We start from the raw sequence: 18,956 nt of genomic DNA on the forward strand, positions 1-18,956 counted from the left end.
GTCAGGACGGGTCCGCGACCGTGATGGTGCTGCCGCCGGCTTTTTCGATCTTGTGCTTTTCCTCCCAGGTGGCGAGGTCGATGACGAGGGCGGTGCCCTTTTCCCCGTCCATGATGAGCAGCGGCTTGTCCGACTGGGTGACTTCGATATTGTTCATCGGCTCTTCCAGCGGGCGGCGCTTCACGACCTTTTGCGTGGCGAGGTCGACTTCCCAGACTTCCGTACCCGATGCCTTGTGCGACCAATATTCGCCCATGTGCATCAGCACGAACAGATGGCCGGTGGCGCGGTGCAGGGCCATGGGCTGGCGTCCGCCCGGATACCAGTTGAGTTCCAGCGGTTTGGTTTCGCCCGGCCGGATGCCGGCGGCCGCCTGGATCGAGAAGGGGGCGGAGATGGTCGGCGCGGGGCCGAGCCTGGCGGTCCAGACCTGGCCGGTGTAGCTGAGGAAGGTCGTTTCCTTCTTCTTGCGGTCATAGGTGAAATTGTCGAAGATCGGATCGTCGGTGGCCGAGAAGAAGGGCGCGCTGTGGGTGATGTCGGCCTTCGTCCCGGTCAGCTTCACCGTGGCGAGCGATCCGTCGCCGCACAGGGCGGAGAAGCCGACGCCCGGATTGGGCATCATGCTGGCGCAGCCGGGCAGTTCGACATTGGCGACGAACTTGCGCTTCACCAGATCGACGATGTTCACCGAGGATGCGGGGCTGAGATTATAGACGAAGCCGGTCTTGCCATCGTCGCTGATGATGAAGTTATTCTTGCGCGATCCGATGAGGATACGGTCGGGAATGGTGATTTCCGTGACCAGCTTGAGTTCGCGGGTGTCGTAGACCGACACCATGTCCTGCCGGGTGCCGCGATCGCCCTTCGACCAGATGGTTTCGGCGACATAATAATAGCGGCCCGCCGGATCGATCGCCATGTCGGCCAGGCGGCGGGTTTCGACCATGCCCTTCATCTTGCCGGTTTCCCCGTCGAAGATGCTGGTGCCCGGCATGTCCCAGCCGCCGTCGATGAAGAACCAGTTGGGCTTGGGCGGCTCCATCGTCACGACGTCGGACGTTTCCGGTTCCAGCGCAGCCATGGTGTCGGCGGGTGCGGCATGAGTGGTGACGGCTGCGCACAGGGTAAAACCCATGGCAGTGGCGGCGAAAAATCCCCTGACGACGCGGTTCGACATCTGGTGTGATCCCCCTTGATCGGTGCGGCGGGAAAGGACTCGTCGATCGCCTTTCCTTGCGCTCGGATGAAGGCTGGACAAGTGTCAAGAATTGGTCAAGGGGGTTGAGCCGGCTTTAGACAATATTTTTGCGATGCAGCAATTTCAGGCGATGATTTCGTCCACGCCGCGCACAAGTCGCAGGGACCGGCCGCGCGGCAGTGCCGCCATCAGCAGCGCGATACAGCCGCATGCCAGCGTGGCGAGCGCGCCATCGACCAGACCTTGCGCGCCGAAACCGTCCGACAGCATGGAGCCTGCCACCGGCCCGGCGATCATGCCGAGACTGTGGACGCAGGCGACGAAGCGGCGGAACAGCGGGCTGCCGTCGGCTGCGGACGTCGCCAGCCCGGAGAAGCGGATGATCGTGGCGGTCGAGCCGATGTTGAGCAGGCCGATCGCAAGGATGAACAGGGCAGGTTCGCCCGGACGGGTCAGCGCCAGCGGCGCCAGCAGGCAGAGGCCCGACAGCAGGCCCGTGAGCGGCAGCGGCATGACGGCATGTTCGCGCATGACCGCCAGGGCCGTCAGCGCGCCGACCAGCGACCCGATCGCGACGGCGGTGCCGACCACATTGTCGCCCATGCCGGCTGCCATGGCGAGCGCTCCGGCAAAGCTCCAGATCATCATGGTCGCGGCGATAAAGCAGAAGAGCGCGGCGGCCAGCGCCCAGGCATGAAGCGGGGGCGCTGTCCGTTCGTCCGGGGCGAGCGTGCGGGCGGGCGCCGGGCCAACGGACGGAGAGCGGGCGGCCAGCAGCAGCAAGGCGACGGGCGCCAGTGCCAGCAGGCGCAGCGCAGCGGCCGGACCCGTCGCGTCGCCGATCGCCGGCAGTGCCAGTGCGACCAGGGTGGAGAGCAGCAACTGGATCAGGAAGACGGCGCCATAGGCCCCGGTGGGTCGATGCGACGCGGCCATGCTCATGGCATGGGTATAGGCGATGCCCATGCCGATGCCGAACAGGCCGCGTATCGCGACCAGCGCTTCCAACTCTTCCAGCGCGGGCGTCAGCAGGCTGGCGGCGAGCGCGACCAGCGATGCGACGGCGGGCGTGCCCTGGGGCAGTCGGGCGCCGCCGCGCCAGACGAGGACCGCGCCGATCGCCATGCCGCCCTGGGTCGCGCCGACGATCCAGCCATGGTCGGACGGGGCGAGGCCGGTCGCGGCGCTGAGCAGGGTCAGGAAGACGGGGTCGATGCCGGGTTGCAGCAGGGCCAGCGCCGCCGCGACGATGCAGGCGGTGGTCCGGTCGGTTGCCCATAAGGGCAGGAGGCGGCGTCCTTCCATGATGATCCCCACAGCATGAACGGGCACCGGTGGCGCCCCTGCCGTTCAGATCATTCCCCTCCCTTATGCCGATTCGATCAGGCGGACTCAGGCCGCTTCGGTCATCAGCCCCGCAAGATCGCGCGAAGTCACCGTCTTGGCAAGATGCACCAACGACATGGCGGCCATCGCGGTGAAGACCGGCATCTTGTGCGCCCAGGGCTTTTGATGGCCCAGGAACGGCGTCGATCCTTCCATCGACGCGCTGATGAACAGGGCGACGCTATGCACCTCGTCCGCGCTCAACGCCGGATTGACCTGCGCCACATATTCGCCGATCACTTCATGCACCTTGCCGTAGAAGAGGCGGACGCGGTCGGCGACGAACGCGCTCTGGTTGGCGAGCGCCCAGAGTTCGGTGAACAAATGGGTGGTGCGCTTGGTCTGGATATCATCCAGGCACAGGATGATGACCAGTTTCAGCCGTTCTTCCGCTACAAGGCCGGGCTTGCGCACCATTTCCTCCAGCAGCTTGTCATAGGATTCCAGCATCTCGTCCAGCATCACCTGGATCAGCATTTCCTTGCGCGGGAAATGATAGCTGACATTGCCGACCTTCATGTCGCAGCGCGCGGCGATGCGGCGCAGGGTGAAGGCGTCGGCGCCCTCGTCGATCAAGACGCCAAGGGCCGCCTTGAGGATATGGTCGACCGTTTCGGACCCGCGGGCGTAGATGCCGGGCCGTGAGGGAGCAAGTATCATGTCACATCTGCCTTGACCGCTTTCCTATCATGGCCGGGGCGAATGCGCCACCCTTTGCGCCGGGGGGCGAAAGAGCGGCTTGACGAATATTTGAAGACTGTCCAATATTGTTGCATCCATACAAGATTGGGAAGAGGCGCGAAATTGGAGACGGCGGCCCGGCGGGCGCAGTTTCCGGTCAAGCGTCCACCATGTCCGGGAGCATATCAGGCGATGATTCAGGGTATCAGGCGCGTCACTCTTTCCCTACTGGCCGTCGCGGTCGCAACAGCATCCGGGGTGGCGAGTGCGGGCGGTCCCCAGACCTTCGCTGGCCGCTGTTCGATGTGCCACCAGCCGTCGGGCGCCGGGTTGCCGGGGCAGTTCCCGCGACTGAGCGGCCGGGTGTCCGAGATCGCGACCAGCCCGGACGGACGGCGCTATCTGGCGATGGTGCTGCTTTACGGCATTTACGGCCCGATCATGGTGGACGACCGGAAGATTACCGGCCTGATGCCGGGCATGGGGACGCTGAGCGACCAGGATGTCGCCGACGTGCTGAACCATGCGGTGTCGTTGAAGAAGGCCGCGAAGGCGGGCGCACCCTTCACCGCCGCCGAAATCGCGAAGGTTCGGGCGGGCGGCAAGATGACGGCGGCGCAGGTCGCGGCGGAACGCGGCCGTCTCGCCGCCAAGGGGCTGATCCGCTAATGCGGTGGATCTGAAATACGCCACCGTGCGGCGGCTTGGCCCGGTGCGTATTCCAAACCATAAACCACATCAGAATCAAATATTTCCCAGTAGCCCTGATGAGATCAAGCGGACGGTGCCTCTTGCGCGAGATTTGCGAGCGTGGTCGCATTGGCTTCTGCCGGCTGATCCGGGCGACCCCGTCGACATGGCCACAGGCATGAAGGCCAGCAGGACATCCGCAAGACCATTGGCGGATTTGATGTATTGAGGATTCATCGTGGAGGTAGCCATTGGAGGTGATCTGCCATGGACCCCAAGTCCCTTTTCAGCCTGAATGACCATCCTGCGATGCCGGGCCGGCATGGCGGCCCGCTTGAGGTTCTGGAACGGACAGTGGATTTTGAGTGTGTCCGGGTATGGCGCCAGCGCCCAGGCAACAGAAGATCGATTGAAACCTGATCGCCCGTATGGTCGCGGGGGCCTTCCATCGCTCCGCCGAGCCATTATCGCTCGCAGGAGAGGGGATAGGCTGTCCCGGTCCGCAGGCCGTCACGGGATCAACCCATTATGCCGGGCAGGTCGAGCCTCTTTTCCTCTGCGCAGGCGCGCGCCAGCGGATAGCCGGCGTCGGCATGGCGCATGACGCCGGTGGCGGGGTCGTTCCACAGGACGCGCTCCAGCCGCTTCGCCGCTTCGGGGGTGCCATCCGCCACGATCACCATGCCGCTATGCTGGCTGTAGCCCATGCCGACGCCGCCGCCGTGGTGGAGCGACACCCAGGTCGCGCCGCTGGCGGTGTTGAGCAGCGCGTTGAGCAGGGGCCAGTCGCTGACTGCATCCGAGCCGTCCATCATCGCTTCGGTTTCGCGATTGGGGGAGGCGACCGAACCTGAGTCCAGATGGTCGCGACCGATGACGACGGGGGCTTTCAGTTCCCCCTTCGCCACCATGTCGTTGAAGGCGAGGCCGAGGCGATGGCGGTCGCCCAGTCCGACCCAGCAGATGCGTGCGGGCATGCCCTGAAAATGAATCTTCTCCCGCGCCATGTCGAGCCAGTTATGGAGGTGCGCGTTGTCGGGGAGCAGTTCCTTCACCTTGGCGTCGGTCCTGTAGATATCCTCCGGGTCGCCCGACAGCGCCGCCCATCGGAACGGGCCGATGCCACGGCAGAAGAGCGGGCGGATATAGGCCGGCACGAAGCCGGGGAAGTCGAAGGCGTTGTCGACCCCTTCATCCTTCGCCATCTGACGGATATTATTGCCATAATCGGTGGTGGGGACGCCTGCTGCCTGAAAATCCAGCATCGCGCGGACATGGACGGCCATGCTCGCCTTGGCGGCCTTCGCGACGGCTTCGGGCGCGCGTTCGCGCCGTTCGATCCACTCCGCGACGGTCCAGCCGATCGGCAGATAGCCGTTGACCGGATCATGCGCGCTGGTCTGGTCGGTGAGGAGGTCCGGGCGGATGCCGCGCGCGAACATCTGCGGTAGCAATTCGGCGGCATTGCCGAGCAGGCCGACCGAGACGGGCTTCTTCCGGGCGCAGCTTTGCTCGATGATCGCCATCGCTTCGTCGATGGTGGAGGCCGCGACGTCGAGATAGCCGGTGCGCAGGCGCATCTCGATCCGGCTGGGCTGGCATTCGATCGCGAGGCAGGAGGCGCCGGCCATGACGGCGGCCAGCGGTTGCGCCCCGCCCATGCCGCCAAGGCCGGCCGTGAGCAGCCATTTGCCGCTCAGGCTTCCGCCATGGTGCTGACGGCCCATTTCCACGAAGGTTTCGTACGTGCCCTGCACGATGCCCTGTGTGCCGATATAGATCCACGAGCCGGCGGTCATCTGGCCATACATGGCGAGGCCGCGCTTATCGAGTTCGTTGAAATGGTCCCAATTCGCCCAATGGGGAACGAGGTTGGAGTTGGCGATCAGCACGCGCGGGGCGTCTGCATGGGTACGGAACACGCCGACCGGCTTGCCCGACTGGACCAGCAGGGTTTCATCGGCTTCCAGCCGCTTCAATGTGTCGACAATGCGGTCATAGCTTTCCCAGTCGCGCGCGGCGCGGCCGATGCCGCCATAGACGACCAGTTCTTCCGGCCGTTCCGCCACATCGGGATGGAGATTGTTCATCAGCATCCGCATGGGCGCTTCGGTCAGCCAGCTTTTGGCGCTGAGCGTCGTGCCGGTGGCGGGGCGGATGATGCGGCTATTGTCGATGCGGGTCATGGACGGCCTTTCGCAAAGTCGATGCAGGCGGCGATGATCTGCCGCAGGGTGGGAAGGATAGCGGGATCGGGGTCGATCGGGGTGGGCCAGTTCGCAGGGCCGGGCTGGTCCGGTTCGGTCAGATAGCCGCGCATGGCCAGTTCCATCTGGATCGCGTGAACGCCCTGCTGCGGCCTGCCATAATGGCGCGTGGTCCAGCCACCCCGGAAGCGGCCATTGACGACATGGCTGTGGCCGCTGGCGGCGCAGAGCGCGGCGACGGCGCTTTCCAGGGCCGGGTCGCAGGTCGCGCCGCCGTCAGTACCGATGTTGAATATCGGCAGTGCGCCGTCGAACAGGCGCGGCACATGGCTGCGGATCGAGTGGGCGTCGTAGAGGACGATATGCGGGTGCAGCGCGCGCAGCCGGGCGATTTCGGCAGCGAGGGCAGCGTGGTAAGGCGTGAACCAGCGAGCGCGGCGGCGGACGATCTCGGCCTCGTCCGGGACCGCCGCTGTGTAGAGCGGATCGCCGTCGAACGTCGTGGCCGGGCAAAGGTCGGTCGTCGCCTGCCCCGGATAGAGCGATGCGCCGGAGGGATCACGGTTGAGATCAATGACGCTGCGGCTGATCGTCGTGCGGATCAGCGTTGCACCCATTTCGGCGGCGAAACCGTAGAGTTGATCCACCCACCAGTCGGCGTCGCGCCGGGCCAGCCAGGGCGAGCGGAATTGCTCCTCCACGTCGGCCAGGTCGCTGCCGACATGGGGGAAGGCAAGGATCAGTGGCGCGTCGCCGGGTGCTGTCGACAACCAGTCGCTCATGCGATGCCCGGCAGATGGTCTGCGGCGATGACGGCGAGCGCGCCGGAGCGGATCAGGGCGTTGGCGGCCTCCATATCCGGGTGGAAATGGCGGTCGTCGGTCAGATGCGGCACGATGGCGCGCAGCCGGGCGCGGGCGGCCTCCAGCATGGTCGAGGAGGCGAGCGGGGCGTGGAAATCCACCCCTTGGGCCGCGGCGAGATATTCGATGCCGATCACGGCCGTCGCATTGTCCGCCATGTCCAGCAGGCGGCGCGCGCCATGGGCGGCCATCGACACATGGTCCTCCTGATTGGCGGAGGTCGGGATGCTGTCGACGCTGGCGGGATAGGCGCGCTGCTTGTTCTCGCTCACCAGCGCGGCGGCCGTGACCTGCGGGATCATGAAGCCGGAATTGAGGCCGGGCCGGGGCGTCAGAAAGGCGGGCAGGCCAGACAGCGCCGGATCGACCAGCATGGCGATGCGCCGTTCGGCGATGGAGCCGATCTCGCATATGGCCATGGCGATCATGTCGGCGGCGAAGGCGACCGGCTCGGCATGGAAATTGCCGCCGGACAGCGCTTCGTCCGTCTCCGGGAAGATCAGGGGATTGTCGGAGACGCCATTCGCCTCGATGGCCAGCGTGGTCGCGGACTGGCGGAGGATGTCGAGCACGGCCCCCATCACCTGCGGCTGACAGCGCAGGCAATAGGGGTCCTGCACACGGGCGTCATTGTCGAGATGGCTGGCGCGGATATGGCTGCCGGCCATCAGCGCGCGCAGTGCATCGGCGACGGCGATCTGCCCGTGATGCCGGCGCAGCGCATGGATGCGCGGGTCGAAGGGGGTGTCCGAACCCTTCGCCGCCTCGGTCGAGAGCGCGCCGGTGACGAGAGCGGACCGGAAGAGATTTTCCGCCTCGAACAGGCCGGCGAGCGCGTTCGCAGTCGAGAATTGGGTGCCGTTCAGCAGCGCCAGCCCTTCCTTGGGACCGAGCGCCAGCGGGGTCAGCCCGGCGCGGGCGAGCGCTTGCGCGGCGGGCAGGCGTTCGTCGCCGATCCGTATTTCGCCAACGCCGATCATGGTGGCGGCCATGTGCGCCAGCGGGGCCAGATCGCCGCTGGCGCCGACCGATCCCTGCGCCGGGACGATCGGGGTCAGGCCGTGCGCCAGCATCGCTTCCAGCAGCGCGACGGTCTGCGGCCGGACGCCCGACGCGCCCTGGGTCAGGCTGGCTAGCTTCAGTGCCATCATCAGCCGCACGACCGGAACGGGCGAGGGCGCGCCGGTGCCGGCGGCGTGGCTCAGCACGATATTGCGCTGGAGCGTGGCGAGATCAGCGTCGCCGATGCGGACGCTGGCGAGCTTTCCAAAGCCGGTGTTGATGCCATAGACGGGTTCGTGCCGGGCGAGGATGCGCTCGACCGCGGCGGCGCTTTCGGCGATGCGCGGGGCGCTCGCCGGGTCGAGCCGGACAGCCGCGCCGCGATAGATGGCGCGCCAGTCGGCCAGCGGCACCGCGCCGGGAACAAGCAGGATCGATGTCATGAACCACTCCAGATGCGGGCATGGAGCGGGTTCAGCCCCATGCGATAAACCAGTTCGGCAGGCCGCTCGATGTCCCAGATGGCAAGGTCGCACCGTTTGCCCGGTTCCAGTGTGCCGCGATCGCTTAGCCCAAGCGCGCGCGCGGCGTTGCGGGTCACGCCGGTCAGGCATTCCGCGACGGTCAGGCGGAACAGGGTCGCGCCCATGTTCATGACCAGCAACAGGGAGGTGAGCGGCGACGTGCCCGGATTGCAGTCGGTGGCGAGCGCGATCGGCACGCCGGCGCGGCGCAGGCTCTCGATCGGCGGCAATCGGGTTTCGCGGACGAAATAGTAAGCGCCGGGCAACAGGGTGGCGACCGTGCCATTTACGGCCATCGCCGCGATGCCGTCCTGATCCAGATATTCCAGATGATCGGCGGACAGGGCGTCATGCCGGGCGGCCAGCGCCGCGCCATGCAGATTGGACAATTGCTCCGCATGCAGCTTCACCGGCAGGCCATGCCGGGCAGCCGCCGCGAACATCCGCGCGGTCTGCGCGGGGGTGAAGCCGATCCCTTCGCAAAAGGCATCGACCGCGTCGGCCAGGCCCAGCGCCGCGACCTGCGGCAGCAGATCGTCGCACAGCATGGTGATATAGCCATCGGCATCGTCGGCATATTCGGGGGGGAGGGCATGCGCGCCAAGGAAGGTGGTGGTGATCCCGACCCGCCTTTCGCGCCCCAGCCGACGCGCCGCGCGCAGCATGCGGATTTCGCTGTCCGCGCAAAGGCCATAGCCCGACTTCACCTCGATCGTGGTCGTGCCCTCCGCGATCAGGGCGTCGATCCGGGGCAGGGCCTGCTCGACCAGTGCGTCCTCGCTCGCGGCGCGGGTGGCGCGCATGGTCGACAGGATGCCGCCGCCGGCGCGGGCGATCTCTTCATAGCTGGCGCCCGCCAGCCGCATCTCGAATTCCTGGGCGCGGTCGCCGCCATGGACCAGATGGGTATGGCAATCGATCAGGCCCGGCGTGACCCAGCGGCCACCGCAATCGACCACAGCCGTCGCGTCCCATGCCGGAGCGGTGCTTGCCGGGCCGGCATAGAGGATGATGCCGTCGCGCGATGCGATCAGGCCATCTTCGACCAGCCCCATATCGTCGCCGGTCATGGTTGCCAGCCGGGCATGCCTCCAGACCCTGTCGCATCGCATGAGATGATGTCCTCCGCCTCGCTCCCGATGGGAATTGCAGCAAATCGCTTTTAATGTATATACATAAAATGAGGACAGGGAGCAATTATGTCGGAACGCCTTCGCCCCAGCGGCGCATCCCTCTTTTTCGATCAGTTGCTGTTGCCCGATGGCTGGGCGCGCAACGTTCGGCTGACGCTGGAGGGCGGCCGGATCGGCGCGATCGAGGCGGATGCAACGGCGACGGTCGGGGACGAGCGGCATGCTATTGGATTGCCGGGCATGCCCAACCTGCACAGCCACGCCTTTCAGCGCGCGATGGCGGGACTGGCCGAGCGACGCGGTCCCGGCACGGACAGTTTCTGGAGCTGGCGCGACATCATGTATCGCTTCGTCGCGCGCATGAGCCCGGACGATGTGCGGGCGATCGCGGCCCTTGCCTATATGGAGATGCTGGAAAGCGGCTTCACCCGTGTGGGGGAGTTTCACTATCTGCACCATGACCGGGACGGGGCACCATTTACGGACCCGGCCGCCATGAGCGGCGCCATCGTCGCGGCGGCGGCCGACAGCGGGATCGGCCTGACGCTGCTCCCGGTGCTCTACAGCCATGCCGGCTTTGGCGCGCAGCCGCCCCATGCGGGGCAGGCGCGCTTCATCCTGTCGATCGACGGTTATGCGCGCCTGATCGAAGGGGCGCAGCGCCATGCCGCCACTTTACCGGACGCGGTGGTGGGGATCGCGCCGCATAGCCTGCGCGCCGTTTCCGCCGACCAGTTGCGGATGCTGGCGCCGCTGGCGGTAGACCGCCCGGTCCATATCCATGTCGCCGAGCAGGTGAAGGAAGTGGAAGACTGCCTGGCCTGGAGCGGGCAGCGCCCGGTCGCCTGGCTGCTCGATCATGTCGATGTCGATGCGCGCTGGTGCCTGGTCCATGCCACCCATGTCGATGCCGGCGAAATGGCGGCGATCGCGCGCAGCGGCGCGACGGTGGGACTTTGTCCTGTCACGGAGGCGAATCTGGGCGACGGGATTTTCCCCGCCGGCGCCTATCTGGATGCGGGCGGGCGCTTTGGCATCGGCAGCGATTCCAACATATTGATTGATTGCGCGGAAGAATTGCGGCTGCTGGAATATGGCCAGCGCCTGCTGCATCGGAGACGCAACATGCTGGCGCGACAGGCGGGAGAGGCGACCGGTGCCGCCCTCCATGCGCGGGCGCTGGCCGGTGGCGCGGCGGCGCTCGGCGTCAAGGACGGCATCTGTGTCGGGCAGTCTGGCGATATCGTCAGCCTGGATGCGGATCACCCCGCACTCCTGGCCCGGTCCGGCGATGCGATCACCGACAGCTTCATCTTCGCATCTGGCCGGTCCGCCATAGATTGCGTATGGCGCCATGGGATCAGGCTGGTGCAGGGCGGTCGCCATCGGCAGCGTGAGGACGTCGTCCGCACCTATCGTGCGGTACTGGAGAGATTGATCGGGTGAAGATCGCGCTGCACGAACGGATCAGGCAGGATTTCGAAAGTCGCATCCTGTCGGGTGAACTGGCACCCGGCGATCGCCTGCCGATCGAGCAGGATATCATGGCCCACTATGGCTGCGCCCGGATGACCGTGAACAAGGCCTTGTCGGCGCTGCTGGCGGCCGGCCTGATCGAACGGCGCAAGAAAGCCGGCACGTTCGTCGCCCGGCCAAAAGTGCATAGCATGATCCTGGATGTGCCCGACATCGCGGCGCAGGTGCGGGAACGCGGGCAGGATTATGGCTTCCGCTCCCTCGCCCATGCCGTGCGTCAGCCCGGAGCCGGTGCGGAGGAAGAGCGGTTGCTGGCCGGACAGGGCGCACTGATGCAGGTCGATGGCCTGCATCAGGCCAATGGCGTGCCACTGTGCGTGGAATATCGGCTGGTCAGCGTGGCGGCGGTGCCCGACATCGTGGATGCGGACCTGCACACTATGGCGCCGGGCACGTGGCTGCTCCGGCATGTGCCATGGACGGAGGCGGAAACGCGCATCTCTGCCGTGCCTGCGGGCGCGGCGGAGGCGTCGCACCTGCACCTGCCGGTGGGCACGGCCTGCCTGAGCGTCGAGCGCTGGACATGGCGCGGCGCCGAACGCATCACCTATGTCCGGCAGATATTTCCGGGCGACGCCTACGACATGGTGGCCCGCTTCGGTCCCTCGGCCGCAGCGGCACGATAGATTTACCGACAGACCGCCCATTTGTCGCAACGGATGCTGTCGGCGCCGGGCAGTCCGCGCAGATAGGCCTGAGTCCAGAGCCGGCCGCCGACGACCACATTGTCCAGTATCGGCGGGTCTACATCCACGGTGACGGACGGCTTTGCCTCATGGGATACGCTGATATCTGCCAGCCGCAGGTCGCGGATTGGTGCATGCGGCAGGCCGCGCACGATCAGCACCCGCTCCGTCGATCCGATCATGCAGTTTTCTGCTGACACATGGGCAACCTGCGGCACATGGCCGCCGCCTTCCCCTTCCTCATAGAGCATCCAGATCTGGATGAAGGCCTTGTCCACCGCGCTAGCCTGGATACGGCGCAGATGGATATGCTCTATCTGCCCGCCGCGATAGCTGTTCGACTTGATGATCAGCGCCCGCGTCAGGTGCGGGCTGTCCATCCTGCAATCATGAACGAAGACATTGCGTACCCCGCCGGTCAGTTCGCTGCCGATGGCGACGCCGGCATGGCCATCCTTCATCAGGCAATGGCGGATGACGATATTCTCGCACGGCTTGTGCAAACGCCGGCCGTCCGCATTGCGTGCCGCCTTGATGGCGATGCAATCGTCGCCGGTGTCGAATATGCAATGTTCGATCAGCACGCCGTTGCAGGATTCCGGGTCGATTCCATCATTGTTCGGGCCTTTGCTGGCGCATGTGATGCGGCGGAAGGTCACATCGGCGCAATCGACCGGATGCACCTGCCAGAAGGGTGCGGCCTCCACCCGGATGTCCTCCATCAGCACCCGGTGGCAACGATAGGGCTGAAAGAAGGACGGGCGCAGGCGGCTGCCCTCGCCGAATATGCGTTCCGCTACCGGCACGCCGCGCTCCGCCATGGCGAACAGGCGGGCGCGGTCGGCGGCTTGTCGCTCTATGTCCGGCGTATCGTCATAACGCCCCGCCCAGGGGCCTTTCCATGGCCACCAGGTTCGGTCGTCGGCCGATCCGTCGATCACGCCCTGGCCGGTCAGTGCGATATCCTCCTCTTCAAAGGCGTAGATGAGCGGCTGATAGCCCATCAGTTCCACGCCTTCCCAGCGGGTATGGACCGGCGGCAGATAGCGGGCCGGTTGGGGAATGAATTTGAGCCGCGCCCCTTTTGGGACATGCAGTTCCATGCGTGATCGCAGGCGGACGGGACCGGTCAGCGTCACGCCGCGCGGCAATATTATGCGGCCGCCGCCTGCTTCGGCACAGGCGGCGATAGCGCGGGATATAGCGGCGCTGTCATCCGTCTGTCCGTCCGACACCGCGCCAAAGGCGGTGATCGGGAAGCGACGGCGCGGGATACGCGGCGGCTGGATGCGGTCGGCAATGGCTTTGGCCTGCGCGTCGAAATCATCTGCCGGCGCTGCCCGGACGGGGCCGACGGGCACCGCCAGAGCGAGCGCGCCAGTCATGAGGTCGCGACGGGACGGCGTCATCGGGTCGCGTCCAGATCAGCCGTGCCGGCCTTCAGCCCGTCGGCCGTGGCGGTGACGGTGAAGTGGCCCTTGCCCGCGCCCCGGACCAGAGCGACGGCCAGCCCATTCAGCGCGGCGCGGTCTGGCGAGGGGAAGGGGGTATGATCGACCGAGGAGCCATTGGCGGTTGCGATCAACCGTCCTGCGCCCCTGACCGCAAAATGCAGCTTTTGCGCGGCGGAGGGTACGGTGACGCCGTTCGCATCGACCACCCGCGCGCGGACATAGACCATGTCGTCGAAGGTCGAGCCAACGGTCGGTGCATCCGGCTTCAGTTCGATGCGCACCGGTTTGCCCGCCGTCCGCAGACGGTCGGATACCGACTCGCTACCCGGATCGCGGCAGGTGGCGCGCACCTCGCCCGGTGCATAGCGCACAGACCAGCGGCGGGGCGACGCATCCTGGTTGATCGGCAGTGTGCCAAGCGAACGGCCGTTCAAAAACGCTTCGACCTGCTGGCAATTGCTGTAGACCTCGATCGTCTCGTCATGCGGGGTACGATCCTGCGGCGTCCAGTCGTCGAACAGGGCGACCTTGGGCTTGGGCGTCGCCACCGCGATCATGGTCGGCAACACCGGCTGGTTGGGACCGCCAGCGCCATCGGTCGATGGGCCAGCCGCCCCCGGATCGGCATTGCGCACCACATGCAGCACGGGCCGCTCCGACCACCAGCTTTCGCGCTCCATGCCGCTGATCTTCTGTCGCCCGGTGCGATCGAGCAGGCCGGCCGGGTTCTGGATATTGGGCCAGCCGGACCGGTTCGCCTCACCCAGATAGTCGATGCCGGTCCACAGGAACATGCCGGAAAAGGGCGCATAGTCGCGTACCGGCACCCAGTTGCTGCGGTTATGCGCATTTTCGGTGCCGACGATGCTGCGCTTCGGATTTTGTCTGCTGGCCGCGATCAGTTCATTCTCACGATAATTCTGGCCGACCACGTCCAGCATGTCGGCGAGGCCATTGTCATAATCCTTGGTGACGTTGGGGCGGAACAGCGCCATCGTCACCGGCCGTGAGGGATCGGCGGCATGGACGATGTCGAGGATGCTGCGCAGCGCCGCCTTGGCCTGGACCGGATAGGCGGTGTCGTGGATTTCGTTACCCGCGCTCCACAATATAATGCTGGGATGATTGCGGTCACGCCGCACCATGTCCAGCGTATCGCGCTTGTGCCAGTCGCCGAAGAACAGGTGGTAATCCTCCGGCGTCTTGGCGACGTTCCACTGGTCGAACAGCTCGTCCATCACGACCAGCCCCAGTTCGTCGGTCAGGTCGAGAAATTCCGGGCTGGGCACATTATGGGCCGTGCGGATCGCGTTGACGCCTTGCGCCTTGAGCGACGTCAGCCGCTGGCGCCAGACGGCAACAGGCACGGCGGCTCCGACCGCGCCGCCATCCTGATGCAGCGCGACGCCCTTCAGCTTGAAGTTGCGGCCATTCAGCCAGAAGCCGGTTGCGGGATCGAACCGCGCTTCGCGCACACCGAAGCGGACATCCTCATTGTCGAGCAGCGTGTCATCGGCCGCCAGCACCCGTATGGTGGCGCGATATCGGGCAGGATCGGCGATGTCCCAGCGACGGGGGCGGGGCAGCATCAGCTCGACCGGCAGGATCATCGTCCGGCCCGCCGCAATGCTGGTGGGCGTGGTCACGGTGCGCGCGACTTCGTGCCCAGCGGGATCGGTCAGCACCACCTCCGTTTTCACGGCCATGGCGACGGGGCTGTCATTCTGCACATCGGTCGTGACGGCGATGGTCGCCTGCCCGTCGCTGATGGCGGTCGCGCGCACATAGGCGCCACCCTGCGGGATATGGACGTCGCTCGTCTCGATCAGCCGGACGTGGCGATAGATGCCCGATCCGGTGTACCAGCGTGAGGAGGGCGCGGCGGAGGTGTCGGCGCGCACCGCGATCATGTTGCGGCCGTCTGTGCGCAGGTGGCGCGTCAGGTCATAGCGCTGGCTGACATAGCCCATCGGCCGATAGCCGATATGGTGGCCGTTCACCCAGACGCCGCTCCGCTCCATGATGCCGTCAAATTCGATATAATAGCGCCGCCCCGGCTGCGGTTTCAGGTCGAGGCTCTTGCGGTACCAAGCCACGCCGCTCGGCAGGAAACCGTTCTCGCCCGCAGCCTTGGCGTTGGGATCGAACGGGCCGGCGATCGCCCAGTCGTGCGGAACGCTGACAGCCTGCCAGCCTGCATCATCCAGCGTGGGCGTTTCCGCGCTTTGCGGATCGGCCTGAATGAAGCGCCAGCCGTCGGGCAGGGACGTCACAGCGCGAGGTGCCGCTTCGGCTGCGCCGATCGATGCCAGCGCTGTCGCCAGTGCACAGAATATCGTCATGCTGCCCGTTCTGCGCACCTGTATCTCCTCTCCTGCCAAGCCGTCCTGTTTGGCGGCTAAGGCCCAACAGCTATCCAATATTCCACTATTTGCAATATGGTTTCAACATGCGGCCAATTGCGGTCGTGCATTTTGCCGGTCTGAAAGGTCGGTGACAGGATAGTCGTCTAAGCGTTCGTCGCATTTTTTGGATGGCGAGAGGATTTATGAACAACATCTTGGCCCATATCGTGGCCGATTTCTCCAATATCGGCTCCCCCCCCGCGCTGGCCGCCTTTGGTCAGGTGGTGCTGATCGACATCATGCTGGCGGCGGACAATGCGATCGTCGTCGGTGCGCTGGCCGCCGGTCTGCCGCCAGCATCGCGGCGCAAGGTGATCGCGATCGGCGTGATCGCCGCGCTGGTGCTGCGTGTCGCCTTCGCCCTGCTGGTGACGCAGTTGATGCAGCTTGTCGGCCTCGTCTTTGCCGGCGGCCTGCTGCTGGTCTGGGTCGCGTGGAAGATGTGGCGCGAACTGCGTTCGGGTGGCGAAGCGGAAGATGCCGGGGATATTGCCGGCAAGGCCGCGCCCAAGGGCTTTGCCCAGGCGGCATGGGCCGTCGCGGTCGCCGACGTGTCGATGAGCCTGGACAATGTGCTGGCGGTCGCCGGCGCTGCGCGGGAGCATCCCGGCATTCTGGTCGTCGGTCTGGTCCTGTCGGTCGCGTTGATGGGCGTGGCGGCGAACCTGCTGGCCCGCGTGATCGAACGCTATCGCGCCATCGCCTATTTTGGTCTGGTAGTGATCCTCTATGTCGCCGGCAAGATGATCTATGAAGGCGTGATCGACCCGGCGACGGGCCTCATGACCCTCTTCTGATACCCATGAACCTGAACCCGAGTGGTGCGGCGATCAGGACCAGCACCACGCGGGTCAGGTGATGGATGATGACCACGCCCGGCTCCAGCGCCAGACTGAGCGCCACCATGCTCATTTCGGCAAGGCCGCCGGGCGAATAGGCCAGGGTCAGCAGCACCGGGTCCAGCCCGGTCAGCGCGCTCACCCCGGCCGCCCAGGCGAAGGTCACCGCAAGCAGGATCAACGTCGATCCCGCCGCCAGCGCCAATGTGCGCAGCAACATCTTCAGCGTCAGCCCGACGAAGCGGCAGCCGATGGTGGCGCCAAGGCCGACCTGCGCGGCCGCCAATGCCCAGCCGGGGATACGGAAATCGGCAAGGCCGCTCATATGCACGGCGGCGCTCACCGCCAGTGGCCCGACCAGATGCCAGGCCGGCAAGCGCAGCATTTTCCCGATCAGCAACCCTACAGCCACGCAACCGGCTGCCCAGAACAGCAGCGACAAGTCGGCCACGTCGCCTGTCGCTGGAGCGGTCTGCGTGATGGCGACCGGCGCATGATCCAGCCGGATCAGAAAGGGCAGGATGAAGACGACCAGAAAGATGCGCGCGCCATGGATCAGGCCGATGGTCCGCTCGTCGGCGCCGCGCTCCGCTCCCATCACCACCATTTCGGCAATGCCACCGGGCATGCCGGCAAAATAGGCGGTGGCGGGGTCGAATTTGGCGAGCTTGCGGAAATAGGTGACGCATAGCAGCGCCGCGGTCGCAAGGAAGAAAGGCAGCGCGACGAGCGGAATGATCCACTCGCGCGCCTGTGGCAGGAGGTGCGGGCCGAAACTGCTGCCCAGCACCACCCCGATGACTGCCGCCATCGGCCTGCGCGTGGCGGACGAGGCCTGTATCGGCAGGCCGATGACGCTGGCGACGGCGCAGGCGGCCATTGACCCCAGCACCCATGGCAAAGGTGCGCCGATCTCCAGAAACAATGCGCCCCCCGCTGCCCCGACAGCGATGGCTGCCAGGAAGCGGAGGGCGGCCTGCGTTGCCCGGTGTGTGACCGGTTGCGACCCGTCAGGCAACGAAGGGGAAGGCCAGCGCGATCATGCCCACCAGCGTCATGACGATGCAGACGGCGGCGGCCGGCAGCAGCGTAAAACGCTGATGGTCGGCCAGGTCGATGCCGGCAAGGCTGACCAGCAGATAGGTGGAGGGCACCAGCGGGCTGAGCAGATGGACCGGCTGGCCCATCAGCGACGCGCGGGCGATCGCCATCGGTTCGACGCCATAATGGGCGCCGGCCTCCGCCAGGATCGGCAACATGCCGAAATAGAAGGCGTCGTTGGAGATGAAGAAGGTGAAGGGCATGGACAGCAGGGCCGTGATCGGCGCCATATAGGGGCCAAGCGCGGGCGGGATGAAGCCCACCACTTCCTTGCTCATCGCCTCCACCATGCCGGTGCCGCCCAGGATGCCGGTGAAGATGCCCGCCGCAAAGATCAGCGACACGACCGACAGGACATTGCCGGCATGGGCGGCGATGCGCTCCTTCTGCTGCGCCACGCCGGGATAGTTGACGATCATGGCGATGGCGAAGGCGATCATCATGAGGACCGACAGCGGGAGGATGCCCCACACCAGCAGCCCCAGCAGTGCGATCACCAGCGCGGCGTTGAACAGGCGCAGATGCGGACGGCGCGCTTCGGGATATTGGGACACGCCCAGGTCGGCGATGTCCACCGCCTCCCGCTGCGGCAGATGGACGTGGCCGAGGCGCCGACGTTCCTTGATCCCGAACCAGAAGGCCAGGCCGAGCAGGAAGGCCAGGCCCGCGATCATGCCGGGGATGAGTGGCAGGAACAGCGTGGCCGGATCGAGCTTGAGCGCGCTCGCGGCGCGGGCGGTGGGGCCGCCCCATGGCGTCAGATTCATGATCCCGCTCGTCACCATCAACAGGCAGACGAGGTAGATGCGCTTCATGTCGAACCGCTTGTAGAGCGGCAGCAGTGCCGCACAGGTGATGATGTAGGTGGTCGATCCGTCGCCATCCAGACTGACGATCGCGCACAGGACCACCGATCCCAGCAGGATCAGCAGCGGGTCGCCATGGACCAGCTTCACCAGTCGGCCGACCAGCGGATCGAACAGGCCGGTATCCGTCATGGTGGAAAAGAACAGGATGGCGAACAGCAGCATCACGCCGGTCGGGGCGAGATTCTTGATGCCGTCGATCATCATGTCGCCAAGGCCGGCGGCCTGACCGGCCACCACGCCGAACAGCGAGGGGATGACGATCAACGCCACCAGCGGCGTCATCTTTTTGGTCATGATCAGCGTCATGAAGGTGGCGACCATCAGGAAGCCGAGCAGGGCAAGATTCATCGCTGCATCCTTGAAGAGGCGAGGAGAAGAA

At 65.9% G+C, this 18,956-nt stretch carries 15 protein-coding genes; 4 read left to right on the forward strand and 11 right to left on the reverse strand.

Annotation, left to right across the window (positions count from 1 at the left end; all coding sequences use genetic code 11):
• Nucleotide 1: 1 nt before the first annotated feature.
• The 3 genes from ASE85_RS12520 to ASE85_RS12530 form a co-directional block, all read right to left on the reverse strand.
• Nucleotides 2–1,180: an amine dehydrogenase large subunit gene (locus tag ASE85_RS12520; RefSeq protein WP_056688500.1), complete on the reverse strand. Its 1,179-nt coding sequence runs from the start codon at nucleotides 1,178–1,180 to the stop codon at nucleotides 2–4.
• Between the two features lie 144 nt (nucleotides 1,181–1,324).
• Nucleotides 1,325–2,506 (reverse strand): hypothetical protein, encoded by a 1,182-nt coding sequence (locus ASE85_RS12525; protein ID WP_056688503.1) that lies wholly within the window; start codon nucleotides 2,504–2,506, stop codon nucleotides 1,325–1,327.
• An 87-nt stretch (nucleotides 2,507–2,593) separates the two neighbouring features.
• Complete coding sequence (locus ASE85_RS12530) at nucleotides 2,594–3,247, reverse strand: TetR/AcrR family transcriptional regulator (RefSeq protein ID WP_056688507.1); 654 nt, start codon at nucleotides 3,245–3,247, stop codon at nucleotides 2,594–2,596.
• 213 nt (nucleotides 3,248–3,460) lie between these two features.
• Here ASE85_RS12530 and ASE85_RS12535 point away from each other — a divergent pair, with 213 nt between their 5' ends.
• Nucleotides 3,461–3,937, forward strand: coding sequence for a c-type cytochrome (locus tag ASE85_RS12535; protein WP_056688511.1), 477 nt, complete (start codon nucleotides 3,461–3,463; stop codon nucleotides 3,935–3,937).
• A 539-nt stretch (nucleotides 3,938–4,476) separates the two neighbouring features.
• Here the strand turns inward: ASE85_RS12535 and hutU are convergent.
• The 4 genes from hutU to hutI are packed head-to-tail and all read right to left on the reverse strand — an operon-like array spanning nucleotide 4,477 to nucleotide 9,666.
• Nucleotides 4,477–6,144, reverse strand: coding sequence for a urocanate hydratase (gene hutU / locus ASE85_RS12540; RefSeq protein ID WP_056688514.1), 1,668 nt, complete (start codon nucleotides 6,142–6,144; stop codon nucleotides 4,477–4,479).
• Nucleotides 6,141–6,947, reverse strand: coding sequence for an N-formylglutamate deformylase (hutG, locus tag ASE85_RS12545; protein ID WP_056688518.1), 807 nt, complete (start codon nucleotides 6,945–6,947; stop codon nucleotides 6,141–6,143). Before hutG ends, hutU begins: the two co-directional genes overlap by 4 nt.
• A complete protein-coding gene (gene hutH, locus ASE85_RS12550) occupies nucleotides 6,944–8,473 on the reverse strand; it encodes a histidine ammonia-lyase (protein WP_056688521.1) in 1,530 nt (509 codons plus the stop codon). The genes hutG and hutH overlap by 4 nt, the downstream gene beginning before the upstream one ends.
• On the reverse strand, nucleotides 8,470–9,666 hold the full coding sequence (gene hutI / locus ASE85_RS12555) for an imidazolonepropionase (RefSeq protein WP_056688524.1): 1,197 nt from the start codon (nucleotides 9,664–9,666) through the stop codon (nucleotides 8,470–8,472). Before hutI ends, hutH begins: the two co-directional genes overlap by 4 nt.
• A gap of 87 nt (nucleotides 9,667–9,753) precedes the next feature.
• On the opposite strand from hutI, the gene ASE85_RS12560 reads away from it, so the two are divergent.
• Together ASE85_RS12560 and hutC are read left to right on the forward strand one after the other, a co-directional pair.
• Nucleotides 9,754–11,133 carry a formimidoylglutamate deiminase gene (locus ASE85_RS12560; protein ID WP_056688527.1) on the forward strand — a complete coding sequence of 460 codons (1,380 nt, stop codon included), beginning with the start codon at nucleotides 9,754–9,756 and terminating at the stop codon, nucleotides 11,131–11,133.
• Nucleotides 11,130–11,849, forward strand: coding sequence for a histidine utilization repressor (gene hutC, locus ASE85_RS12565; protein ID WP_056688530.1), 720 nt, complete (start codon nucleotides 11,130–11,132; stop codon nucleotides 11,847–11,849). The genes ASE85_RS12560 and hutC overlap by 4 nt, the downstream gene beginning before the upstream one ends.
• Nucleotides 11,850–11,851: 2 nt before the next feature.
• Here the strand turns inward: hutC and ASE85_RS12570 are convergent, their stop codons facing one another.
• Nucleotides 11,852–13,318 (reverse strand): glycoside hydrolase family 28 protein, encoded by a 1,467-nt coding sequence (locus ASE85_RS12570; RefSeq protein ID WP_082462780.1) that lies wholly within the window; start codon nucleotides 13,316–13,318, stop codon nucleotides 11,852–11,854.
• Nucleotides 13,315–15,705, reverse strand: a complete 2,391-nt coding sequence (locus tag ASE85_RS12575; protein WP_056688533.1) for a glycoside hydrolase family 2 TIM barrel-domain containing protein — start codon at nucleotides 15,703–15,705, stop codon at nucleotides 13,315–13,317. Before ASE85_RS12575 ends, ASE85_RS12570 begins: the two co-directional genes overlap by 4 nt.
• Nucleotides 15,706–15,911: 206 nt before the next feature.
• Between ASE85_RS12575 and ASE85_RS12580 the strand changes: the two genes are divergently transcribed.
• A complete protein-coding gene (locus ASE85_RS12580) occupies nucleotides 15,912–16,565 on the forward strand; it encodes a YjbE family putative metal transport protein (RefSeq protein ID WP_056688536.1) in 654 nt (217 codons plus the stop codon).
• On the opposite strand, the gene ASE85_RS12585 is transcribed toward ASE85_RS12580, so the two are convergent.
• Together ASE85_RS12585 and ASE85_RS12590 are read right to left on the reverse strand one after the other, a co-directional pair.
• Complete coding sequence (locus ASE85_RS12585) at nucleotides 16,549–17,625, reverse strand: AbrB family transcriptional regulator (RefSeq protein ID WP_056688539.1); 1,077 nt, start codon at nucleotides 17,623–17,625, stop codon at nucleotides 16,549–16,551. The genes ASE85_RS12580 and ASE85_RS12585 overlap by 17 nt on opposite strands.
• On the reverse strand, nucleotides 17,618–18,925 hold the full coding sequence (locus ASE85_RS12590) for a CitMHS family transporter (protein WP_056688541.1): 1,308 nt from the start codon (nucleotides 18,923–18,925) through the stop codon (nucleotides 17,618–17,620). The genes ASE85_RS12585 and ASE85_RS12590 overlap by 8 nt, the downstream gene beginning before the upstream one ends.
• Between the last annotated feature and the right edge of the window lie 31 nt (nucleotides 18,926–18,956).

The organism is Sphingobium sp. Leaf26 (assembly GCF_001421665.1).
Classification (GTDB): Bacteria; Pseudomonadota; Alphaproteobacteria; order Sphingomonadales; family Sphingomonadaceae; genus Sphingobium.

Excerpts from the sequence above, each read along its gene's own strand:
- ASE85_RS12520 (WP_056688500.1), bottom strand. The coding sequence starts at position 1,180 with ATGTCGAACCGCGTCGTCAGGGGATTTTTCGCCGCCACTGCCATGGGT.
- ASE85_RS12525 (WP_056688503.1), bottom strand. The coding sequence starts at position 2,506 with ATGGAAGGACGCCGCCTCCTGCCCTTATGGGCAACCGACCGGACCACC.
- ASE85_RS12530 (WP_056688507.1), bottom strand. The coding sequence starts at position 3,247 with ATGATACTTGCTCCCTCACGGCCCGGCATCTACGCCCGCGGGTCCGAA.
- ASE85_RS12535 (WP_056688511.1), top strand. The coding sequence starts at position 3,461 with ATGATTCAGGGTATCAGGCGCGTCACTCTTTCCCTACTGGCCGTCGCG.
- hutU (WP_056688514.1), bottom strand. The coding sequence starts at position 6,144 with ATGACCCGCATCGACAATAGCCGCATCATCCGCCCCGCCACCGGCACG.
- hutG (WP_056688518.1), bottom strand. The coding sequence starts at position 6,947 with ATGAGCGACTGGTTGTCGACAGCACCCGGCGACGCGCCACTGATCCTT.
- hutH (WP_056688521.1), bottom strand. The coding sequence starts at position 8,473 with ATGACATCGATCCTGCTTGTTCCCGGCGCGGTGCCGCTGGCCGACTGG.
- hutI (WP_056688524.1), bottom strand. The coding sequence starts at position 9,666 with ATGCGATGCGACAGGGTCTGGAGGCATGCCCGGCTGGCAACCATGACC.
- ASE85_RS12560 (WP_056688527.1), top strand. The coding sequence starts at position 9,754 with ATGTCGGAACGCCTTCGCCCCAGCGGCGCATCCCTCTTTTTCGATCAG.
- ASE85_RS12570 (WP_082462780.1), bottom strand. The coding sequence starts at position 13,318 with ATGACGCCGTCCCGTCGCGACCTCATGACTGGCGCGCTCGCTCTGGCG.
- ASE85_RS12575 (WP_056688533.1), bottom strand. The coding sequence starts at position 15,705 with ATGACGATATTCTGTGCACTGGCGACAGCGCTGGCATCGATCGGCGCA.
- ASE85_RS12580 (WP_056688536.1), top strand. The coding sequence starts at position 15,912 with ATGAACAACATCTTGGCCCATATCGTGGCCGATTTCTCCAATATCGGC.
- ASE85_RS12590 (WP_056688541.1), bottom strand. The coding sequence starts at position 18,925 with ATGAATCTTGCCCTGCTCGGCTTCCTGATGGTCGCCACCTTCATGACG.